11 protein-coding genes and 1 pseudogene are annotated in these 9,310 nt (G+C 60.9%); 7 read left to right on the top strand and 5 right to left on the bottom strand.

Annotated elements, in window-relative coordinates; translation table 11 throughout:
- Window positions 1-900 (bottom strand): efflux transporter outer membrane subunit (locus tag A3C3_RS0124230; RefSeq protein WP_033419810.1); only part of this gene is annotated, 900 nt, incomplete at its 3' end.
- Between the two features lie 592 nt (window positions 901-1,492).
- Complete coding sequence (locus tag A3C3_RS0124225) at window positions 1,493-2,017, bottom strand: DUF6428 family protein (protein ID WP_028739953.1); 525 nt, start codon at window positions 2,015-2,017, stop codon at window positions 1,493-1,495.
- A 42-nt stretch (window positions 2,018-2,059) separates the two neighbouring features.
- Here A3C3_RS0124225 and A3C3_RS0124220 point away from each other — a divergent pair, with 42 nt between their 5' ends.
- From A3C3_RS0124220 to arsK, 6 genes are read left to right on the top strand one after another with little or no spacing between them, the layout of a single operon-like run.
- The gene (locus tag A3C3_RS0124220) at window positions 2,060-2,416 is read left to right on the top strand and encodes an ArsR/SmtB family transcription factor (RefSeq protein WP_022717165.1); all 357 of its coding nucleotides are present in this window, start codon (window positions 2,060-2,062) and stop codon (window positions 2,414-2,416) included.
- Window positions 2,413-2,943: an arsenate reductase ArsC gene (locus A3C3_RS0124215; RefSeq protein ID WP_022717164.1), complete on the top strand. Its 531-nt coding sequence runs from the start codon at window positions 2,413-2,415 to the stop codon at window positions 2,941-2,943. Before A3C3_RS0124220 ends, A3C3_RS0124215 begins: the two co-directional genes overlap by 4 nt.
- Window positions 2,943-3,638 (top strand): MIP/aquaporin family protein, encoded by a 696-nt coding sequence (locus A3C3_RS0124210; protein ID WP_022717163.1) that lies wholly within the window; start codon window positions 2,943-2,945, stop codon window positions 3,636-3,638. The genes A3C3_RS0124215 and A3C3_RS0124210 overlap by 1 nt, the downstream gene beginning before the upstream one ends.
- The gene (arsC, locus tag A3C3_RS0124205) at window positions 3,635-4,057 is read left to right on the top strand and encodes an arsenate reductase (glutaredoxin) (RefSeq protein ID WP_022717162.1); all 423 of its coding nucleotides are present in this window, start codon (window positions 3,635-3,637) and stop codon (window positions 4,055-4,057) included. The genes A3C3_RS0124210 and arsC overlap by 4 nt, the downstream gene beginning before the upstream one ends.
- Entirely contained in the window at window positions 4,032-4,757 is a 726-nt protein-coding gene (arsH, locus tag A3C3_RS0124200) for an arsenical resistance protein ArsH (protein ID WP_022717161.1), read from the top strand. The genes arsC and arsH overlap by 26 nt, the downstream gene beginning before the upstream one ends.
- Window positions 4,754-5,980 carry an arsenite efflux MFS transporter ArsK gene (gene arsK, locus A3C3_RS39170; RefSeq protein ID WP_022717160.1) on the top strand — a complete coding sequence of 409 codons (1,227 nt, stop codon included), beginning with the start codon at window positions 4,754-4,756 and terminating at the stop codon, window positions 5,978-5,980. Before arsH ends, arsK begins: the two co-directional genes overlap by 4 nt.
- 28 nt (window positions 5,981-6,008) lie before the next feature.
- On the opposite strand, the gene A3C3_RS0124190 is transcribed toward arsK, so the two are convergent.
- The 3 genes and pseudogenes from A3C3_RS0124190 to A3C3_RS39165 form a co-directional block, all read right to left on the bottom strand.
- Window positions 6,009-6,515: a hypothetical protein gene (locus tag A3C3_RS0124190; protein ID WP_022717159.1), complete on the bottom strand. Its 507-nt coding sequence runs from the start codon at window positions 6,513-6,515 to the stop codon at window positions 6,009-6,011.
- Window positions 6,516-6,561: 46 nt separating this feature from the next.
- Entirely contained in the window at window positions 6,562-7,908 is a 1,347-nt protein-coding gene (locus A3C3_RS0124185) for a mechanosensitive ion channel family protein (protein WP_022717158.1), read from the bottom strand.
- Between the two features lie 429 nt (window positions 7,909-8,337).
- A pseudogene (locus tag A3C3_RS39165) lies at window positions 8,338-8,622 on the bottom strand (Ku family protein); the annotation flags it as partial.
- A gap of 169 nt (window positions 8,623-8,791) precedes the next feature.
- Here A3C3_RS39165 and A3C3_RS0124175 point away from each other — a divergent pair.
- Window positions 8,792-9,142 (top strand): DUF2200 domain-containing protein, encoded by a 351-nt coding sequence (locus A3C3_RS0124175; RefSeq protein WP_022717156.1) that lies wholly within the window; start codon window positions 8,792-8,794, stop codon window positions 9,140-9,142.
- Window positions 9,143-9,310: the final 168 nt, after the last annotated feature.

Raw genomic sequence — 9,310 nt, 5'->3', positions numbered from 1 at the left:
GATCGACGGATAAAGCTGCGATTGGGCGACGCCGATATTGGCGGTCGCCGCTGCCAGATTGCGCTCGGCCACGCGGATGTCGGGACGGTTGCGGATCAGGTCGGCCGGGANGCCGGAGATGATGCCGGCACGGTAGACCGGCTGGGCCGACCCCTTCTGCAGTTCGGCCATCAGCGAGGAGGCCGGCAGGCCGAGCAGCGTGGCGATGTGATGCGCCGAGACGCGGAAGTTGGTTTCCAGACCGGGGATTTCGGCCTGCGTCGACTGCACCAGGCCCTCGGCCTGGACGACGTCGAGCCTGGAGGCGGCACCGGCTTCCAGCTGGAACTTGGTCAGGTCGTAGGTCTCGCGGCGCGATTGCAGGTTGGCCTTCGACAGCGCAATGCGCTCCTGGAAGAAGCGGGCGTCGATATAGGTCGAGACGAGATCCTGCAGGAAGGCAAGCCGGGCCACGTCGGCGCTGGCATAGGCCGAATCGAGCGAGGCCAGCGCGCTTTCCTTGGAGCGGCGGTACTGGCCGAAGAGATCGAGCAGCCAGGAGACATTGGCCTCGCCGCCGGAGGTGTTGGTAGCACCCACCCGGGTGCGCTCCGAGCCCATCTGGCCCGACACCGTGTGCGAGGCGCCGACCACCAGGCTCGGCAGCGAACCGGCCCCGGCGACCGTCACATTCGAGGACGCCGAATTGATGCGCTCCATCGCCTGCAGCACGTCGAGGTTCTGGTCGATGCCGCGCGCCACCAGGCTGTCGAGCTGCCTGTCGCGATAAGCCGACCACCAGGCCACCGTCGCAACATCACCGATATTCTTGGTGCTGCCCTCACCGAATTTTGCCGGCAGCGGCATCTCCGGAGGCGTGTGGTCCGGTCCGCTCACGCAGCCAGCCAGCAAAGACGCGATTACGAAATACGCTGTGCTACGAGCTAGTGCTGTTCGCCCCCTCAACCTGTCGACCTCCTTGGTTTTGCTAAAAGTACGCTAAACGTGGTTAATGAAGCGTTGCATTCACGCGTTCGGTCGACCTGCTGCCGGAATGCGACGATGCGGAGGGCTTGGTCTGTGATCGGGGCAACCATTTAAAGCTCACGTCTCGCGGGCACACCCGCCAACGGGGTGCGGGGAGAGCGCGGCACAAAAACCGGCGGACGGAAACGAAAAGCGTCGTTCGGGTCAGCGCTCGTTGGCGCCTGGAGGCAGGATGAGGCATCGGCGCAAGCCGTCAGGCGAGAGGTCTTCCCCGCCATCCTCGCTGCTTGAGGACGGGAGCTTTGCCGCGAAGAATCCTGCGCCGGCCCGGGTCGCGGTTCAAAGATCGGATATATGGCGACGCCCACAGCAAGACTGACGGAAACGCACGTTACAATGTAAAACAGCACAAACCTCATGGCACGTATAACGGCAGTGTCCCGGCGACATATCAACCCGCCCAATATGATTAGGAAGGGCCGGAGATAACCTTCGCTGATGCGCGCGCTTGGCTTTTCAATGCCTTCTAAGCGCAGCAGGCATCCTTGCCATGCGCAGGCCTGCAGCAGGCTTCAGTCTTTCGTGCTTCCTCTTTGAGCCATCGGTCGCGCGGCTTGCAGCTTGCCGGGCGAGGCGCAAGTTCGACGTGCACCAGGCCACCCAGCAAGGCCGGCATGGCCGCGCAATAAAGCTGAATTGGCCGCACGCCGTCGCTGACTTCGAATGTCAGCCTGGCAGAACCGTCGAGCTTCACATGCTCGGTCACCTTGCGGATGATTGCATGAAATTTTCCAGCCGGCATATGCGTGCGGTCGTCCTCGTCGATGTCCCATAGCTGGATGAAAATCTCTCGCCATGCTTCCGGGTTGGCGCCGCAGTCGAGCGCTGCGAACTCACCGGCCTTGACTTCGGTGACGTGGTAGCCCGGTTTCACTGGCCGGCCGTCATAATGGAAAACCAAGGGCGAATCCTTGGCGCCCGCCAGGAAGTCGAGAAGCAGGCCGAGGCTGATGTCGCGGTCCTGCATTTTGCTGTTGTCGATCGCGTTCATTTGCATTAATCCTAATTTCAATAATTCAAGGATTATTGAAATATGGATCAACGTCAAGCCCTGAGCGCCTTTGCCGCGCTCGCCCAGGTAACCCGTCTGCAGATCGTCCGCGTGCTGGTGGTCGCGGGTCCAGACGGCATGGCCGCCGGCATGGTTGCGGAGAAGACGGCCGTCTCGCCGTCGAATGTCTCCTTCCATCTCAAGGAGCTCGAACGATCCGGCCTCATCACCCAGAAGCGTGAATCCCGCTCGATCATCTACACCGCGAACTATAATACGCTGGGCGGCCTGATCCGCTTCCTGATGGAAGACTGCTGCGCCGGAAACCCTGAAATCTGCTTACCTGTTGCGGCGGTCGCCGCATGCTGCGCGCCTAAAGTGGAGGAGAAACTGCAATGACTGCTGACCGTGTCTACCATGTGCTGTTCCTGTGCACCGGCAATTCCGCCCGCTCGATCCTGGCCGAATCCATTCTCAACGCCGAAGGCAAGGGCCGCTTCCGGGCGTTTTCGGCAGGGAGCCAACCCAAGGATAAGGTCAATCCCTATGCGCTGAAGGAGCTGCAGGTGCTGGGCTATCCTTCGACCGGCTTCAGCTCGAAGAGCTGGGACGTCTTTGCCGAGGCGGGCGCGCCGGAAATGGATTTCATCTTCACAGTCTGCGACAGCGCTGCGGGCGAAGCCTGCCCGGTCTGGATCGGTCATCCGATGACTGCCCACTGGGGCGTCGAGGATCCGGCCGCCGTCGAGGGCAGCGAAGTCGACAAGGGCCGGGCTTTCGCGCAGGCCGCGCGATTCCTGAAGAACCGGATCATGGCCTTCCTGAGCCTGCCTTTGTCGTCGATCGACAAGCTCGCTCTGGAGCAGCACCTGCGCCAGATCGGCGCCATGGAAGGTTCGACGAACAATCCGGTGAAGGCAGGATAATGATGATGTTCGATCTGCCGCGCCGCCTTGTGTCTGAGGGCCTCGGCACAGCACTTCTCGTCGCGACCGTGGTGGGGTCGGGCATCATGGCGACATCGCTGACGCACGATGTAGGACTGGCGCTGCTCGGCAACACGATGGCGACCGGCGCGATCCTGGTGGTGCTGATTACCATCCTCGGGCCGGTTTCCGGAGCTCATTTCAATCCGGCGGTCTCGCTGGTCTTCGCGATATTGCGGTCGCTGCCGAAACGCGATTTCCTCTGCTACGTCCTGGCGCAAGTTGCTGGCGGCGCCATCGGGACGATCGCGGCCCATCTGATGTTCGATCTTCCGTTCGTCCAGCTGTCGACAAAAGTGCGTACCGGCGGGGCGCAATGGTTTTCCGAAGGTGTCGCGACCTTCGGGCTGGTGGCGGTGATCCTGGCCGGGAACCGCTTCGAGCAGAAGGCGGTGCCATGGTTGGTAGGGCTTTATATCACGGCCGCTTACTGGTTTACCGCTTCGACTTCCTTCGCCAATCCGGCCGTTGCGTTTGCCCGCTCACTGACCGACACCTTTTCCGGAATCCGTCCGGTCGATCTTCCAGGCTTCTGGATCGCCGAAATCGCCGGCGCGGTCGCGGCCCTCTTTTTTTTCACCTGGTTGCTGCAGCCAGGCGCATCGTCAACCCTTTCACCTGAGGCAAAGCTATGAAAGCCACCATTTATCACAATCCGGAGTGCGGCACGTCGCGCAATACGCTGGCGATGATCCGCAATGCCGGGATCGAGCCGACCGTCATCGAGTATCTGCAAACCCCGCCGTCGCGCGCGGAGCTGGTCAAGATGATCGCCGACGCCGGCCTGACGGTGCGCCAGGCCATCCGCGAGAAGGGTACGCCCTATGCGGAGCTCGGGCTCGATGACGCGGCCCTGACCGACGATCAGCTTCTCGATGCGATGCTGAAAGATCCGATCCTCATCAACCGGCCCTTCGTCGTGACGCCGCTCGGCACGCGACTGGCGCGGCCATCCGAGGTGGTTCTGGATATCCTGCCGGATACCCATAAGGGCGCCTTCGCCAAGGAAGACGGCGAACAGGTTCTAGATGCGGAAGGCAGGCGCATTGTCTGATCTGCCGGCTGCCTCGCGCGAACATCTGCGGCCGCTCGATCTGGCAGCGCTGCGGCCGCCATTCTCCAAGCACAAGCCCCGTATCCTGATCCTCTACGGGTCGCTGCGCACGGTCTCCTATAGCAGGCTGCTCGCCCATGAGGCGGCGCGCCTGCTCGAGCACTTCGGCTGTGAGGTGCGGGTATTCAATCCGGAGGGATTGCCGCTGCCTGATGCGGAGCCGGTGAGCCATCCGAAGGTCCAGGAGCTGCGCGATCTCTCGCAGTGGTCGGAAGGGCAGGTATGGGTTTCGCCCGAACGCCATGGCGCCATGACCGGCATCATGAAGGCGCAGATCGACTGGATTCCGCTTTCGGTTGGGTCGGTGCGGCCAACGCAGGGCAAGACGCTCGCTGTCATGCAGGTATCGGGCGGTTCGCAGTCTTTCAACGCCGTTGGGCAGATGCGCATTCTCGGCCGCTGGATGCGGATGATCACGATTCCGAACCAGTCGTCAGTCGCCAAGGCTTTTCAGGAGTTCGACGCGGACGGCCGCATGAGATCTTCGTCTTATTACGATCGGGTGGTTGACGTGTGCGAGGAATTGGTGAAGTTCACGTGGCTTACCCGCGACGCCTCTGCCTATCTCACCGATCGCTACAGCGAGCGCAAGGAAGAGGCCGATAAGCTCGAACAGCGCGTGAGCCTGAAATCCATATGACCGAACCTCCGCCGATTGCCGTCATTATCGCCCTTGGCATCACGCAGATCATCGGTTACGGCACGCTCTATTACAGCTTCAGCATCCTCGCGCCCGATATGTCTCGGGATCTCGGATGGCCATCCGAGGCGGTCTTCGGGGCATTGTCCGCGGCTCTCCTGATCGGCGGCCTTATGGCACCTGCGCTCGGCAAATGGATCGACCGCTTCGGCGCCGGGCGGATCATGATGGCGGGATCGGTGATCGCGGCGGCGGCACTTGTCGCCTGCGCGCTGGCGCCCGGCAAAATTTCCTTCGTGGCGGCGCTGATCGGCATCGAGGCGGCGTCGAACCTCGTTCAATATGGCGCGGCTTTCGCGCTGCTCGTGCAGATCCGGCCGCAGGCGGCACAACGGAGCATCACCTACCTGACGCTCATCGGCGGGTTTGCCTCGACGATCTTCTGGCCGATCACGACGATGCTGCACGCTGAGATGTCGTGGCAGCACGTCTATCTGGTTTTCGCGGGCCTCAACCTCGTCATCTGCCTGCCGATCCATGCCGTGCTCTCGCGGCAGATGCACCGAAACCGGGCGCGAAGCGGCAAGGCCTCGCCGGCGAGACGCGCGGAAGGAACGCTTGCCGCATCGGCGCGCAGGATTGGTTTCGTTCTGATGGCGCTTTCCTTCTCGCTCCAGTCGCTGGTGAGCTCGGCAATTCTCGTCCATATGGTGCCGCTGCTTTCCGGCCTCGGGCTCGGCGCGACAGCGGCGCTGGTCGGGACGTTCTTCGGCCCCTCGCAGGTGCTCAGCAGGTTCACGAACATGCTCTTCGGCGTGAACCTGCCGCCGCTCAAGCTCGCCATCATCGCGGCCACGCTGATGTCGTCAGCGGTATTCCTGCTCATCCCGACCGCGCCTTCCATTGCCGGCGCTATCGCATTCGCAGTTGTCTTCGGCCTGGGAAACGGCCTTTTCAGCATCGTCACGGGAACGCTTCCGTTGTTGCTCTTCGGAAGCGACGGCTATGGAAAGATGCAGGGCCGGGTGATGGCGGCGCGCCTGATCGTATCGGCGGTCGCACCCTTTGCGCTGGCCTACCTGATCGGGAGCATCGGCGTCGTCTGGTCGCTGGCGCTGACATCGGCGGCCGGCGTCCTTGCCGTGCTGGTTCTGGTGGCCATCGGACAACTCGCCAGGAACGGATCGGCCTCGGACGCTGCCGCGACGCAGACGAGCGGCTGACGGAACCGGCTGACAGACTTGCGTAAGTTCACTGGCGCCTAAGATCGATGTTGCTGGTGACGACAGACCCTCCGGTCGCATGGTCGCGATCGACCGTCCGCAGGCGCAAGCCATCCGCCCCGACCTTCTCGATGGTCATGGTGGCGTTCCGGTCGCCGTTCACGGGGCGGGCCCAGCGTACGGAAAGATTGATGGCGTTTCCGCGGCGGCTTCCAGAAAGCGCAGACGGCAGGCCCATCGGTCCGACATAGGTCCCGGTATAGCGCCCGCCGCTGACCCTCAGATTTGCCGAAACGGCCCGGCGCACGACGACAAAGCCCCGGCAGCTGCCGTTCATGGAGAAGTTGGCTAGGCCCGCTGTCGTTGCGAAGCTGCACCGCACGTTGACGGGATCGGAGCCGATCCGCATCAGCACCTGGCCCGCGCCTTGCCAGTTTCCGGCAAGCGACCGGAGGAAATTGGCTTCCTGAGCGGCTGCCGCAAGCGGCTGGGAGCCGGCGAGTGCGAGGGAGAGCAAGAAAACGGCGCGGCGCATGGCGGTGACCTCGTGAACGGATATTGCCGAACGTCTTTGAGGCAGTTCAGTTCCCGGATTTTGGGCTGCCGGAAGCGCAGTCATCATCTGGCCGTTGCCGAAGAGATGCGCGGGCAAGCTCGACAGGTGTCTTCATGATGATTTCGCGATGCGGGAACGGGATCGAAATGCCGGCTGCCTTGAATGCATCCCATAAGGCCATGAGTACTTCACCGCGCACGTTGGTAAGGCCGTTGCTCGGGTCGGAGATCCAGAATCTCAGCTTGAAATCCACCGATGATGCCCCGAAGGCCGTCATCCAGCAGACCGGCTGGGCGTAGGTGCCGGCAACCCGCGGAATGGTCTTCGCGGCCTCGATCGCGATGCGGGCAACCTCGTGCGGATCGCTATCATACGAAGTTCCGAAATCCACCTCGATGCGGACATAATCGCTGGAAAACGACCAGTTGACGACTTGCTGGGAAATGAAGTCTTCGTTTGGAATGAGGTACTCCTTGCCATCTCTCGTGATGACGGAGACGAAGCGGGAGCGCAGGTCGCGGATGGAGCCGAAGGTCTCCCCCAGTGTAATCGTGTCGCCCGGTTTGATGGATTTATCGAGCAGGATGATGATTCCGGAAATGAAGTTGGAGACGACCTTCTGCAGGCCGAAACCAATGCCGACGCCGACAGCACCTGAAAAAACCGTGAGCGCCGTCAGGTCAATGCCTGTCGCAGACAAGGCAATCGTGCCCGCAAAGACAATGAGCCCAATCTTGATCAGTTTGCTGATGAGAACCTTCAAGGAGGGCGTGAGATCCGCGGACTTCTGGATCCAGTTCGAGGACATGTTGCCGATCAGAACCGCAAGCCAGATCAGCGCGACGGAAAGGACGATGGCCTTCAAGACGAGCAGCATTGAAAGGCGAACGGCGCCTAGATTGACGGCAATACCATCGAGTGCTGCCAGCAGCGCGCGATCCAGCCCAAGCGCGTAAAGTGCAAAGTAAAGCCAGCCGGCAGCGGCAACGACACGCGCTAGCATCTGGTTTCGGATGATGCGCGTGAGTACCGAGATGACGAACCACGCCACTACGAGAGTGAGGGCTGTTGCTACCAGCCACCGGTGCGATGGCCACGCAAATCGCAACAGCACCACATCCGCAATCGCCAGCAGCACAATCAGAAAGAGCCAGCGTGTTCGCCGCATGAATGCGATGATGACGCGTAGCAGATCCGGGTTTCCCTTGATGGTGCGGGCGCGCGATTCCAGTGCCGGCTCGATCCGTTTTGCCAGCAAGCCGGAAAGCAGGTAACCGGCGACAATCAGGGCGGACTGATAGAACGTCCACTCATTGAGAAGGAAAGCCTGCAGCCAGGATCCGGCAGCGTTGACCGCCTCTAGGAAATCCATCGTCGTTCTCTCGCGATTTTGCAGAATAACCAGCGGGATCGGGCTTTTGTTCAAATCCGAGTGTCGAGGCAGTTTGTCCGGCCTGAAGTGGGCACGCGGGTGCCTGGTCTTCTGCGGCCGAACTCATCAGGTAAAATCGACCGACCGCGGAAGGGCGCTTGCTTGATCGGGTGCATCTGAGGCTTCGGGTTCAAGCAATTGTGCTTGACGCCGTCGCCACTGATAGGTTTGCTTTCATATCTATATCAAGACCGGCGATGACGGGGTCGTCTTCAGAAACCTTCCCCGACACTTGTCTCCGATTGCGCGATATTCTGCCCGAGAGCTGCCCAATTATCGCGATTCGTCATCGCATATAAATGTGAAATGCATGCGGCTAACAAGAATTTCCTTAGGAAGGAGAGGAAACGCAGGCATTGTTGGGTTCACGGCGACAGCGATTTCGTAGCTGTCGTCGACCTCCGCCGGATTGAATATTTCCTTTTTGGTGCCGATGATATGTTTTGTGAGATCGAGCATTGCGCCCTCCATCTTCAGCTTTGGTATCTCGTCGAAGGCCTTCGCGGACGACCTGACTTCATTCAACGCGGTGGCGATGAGGCCAATGCTATGAGCGCGGAGCAGGATCGTGCGCATCTTGCGCAACAGCACCGCCCGCGCGATTGCTGCCACGTTTGACTTGCGCATGGCGTCGCGCAGGAGGACGAACGCATCCCGAAGTGCACAGTCTTCCGCAATCGGCCCCAGAGCGGACGTTCGCGTCACTCGTCGGACATGCCGGACTTGCTCTTTAAGCCTCCCGCGCTGCAAAGGATTGCTGTTGAGCGTCCGTTGGCTAAGGTGAGCGGTGACAAAAGCTCACAACGCTTCCGCCGGGGGATGCATGACGAAGCATCGAATCTATTCAGTCAGTATCGCGAGCGTCTATCCGCATTATGTCGCCAAAGCGGAGAAGAGGGGGCGCACGAAAGCTGACGTCGATGAGATCATCTGTTGGCTGACGGGACATACCCAAGAGACGCTAGATAATCAGTTGGCGAATGACACAAAATTTGAGGACTTCTTTGCGCATGCGCCTCAAATGAATCCCTCGCGATCGCTAATTACCGGTGTGATCTGCGGCGTTCGCGTGGAAGACATCCAAGAACCTACGATGCAGGAAATCCGCTACTTGGATAAATTGATCGACGAACTCGCCAATGGGAAAGCGATGGCGAAGATCCTGCGAAAATAGCCAGGCGGGTAGTTCGAACCCGCAAGGCTTGATGTTCTGAGCTTCAGCATGGGATCGCTTCGACCAAACTAGGCTCGCCGTTGCTGAATACCCAAGCTCGGTCCTTATCCGAGGGGCGGCCTGGAGCGCGACCCTGGCAGGATGCGCATCCATCGTGGACCCCGAGTC

Origin of the sequence: Rhizobium mongolense USDA 1844 (genome assembly GCF_000419765.1) — a bacterium.
In the GTDB taxonomy this organism is placed as follows: Bacteria; Pseudomonadota; Alphaproteobacteria; order Rhizobiales; family Rhizobiaceae; genus Rhizobium; species Rhizobium mongolense.
The sequence above is the reverse complement of the archived record's forward strand: the minus strand, read 5'-3'. Positions and strand labels throughout refer to the sequence as shown.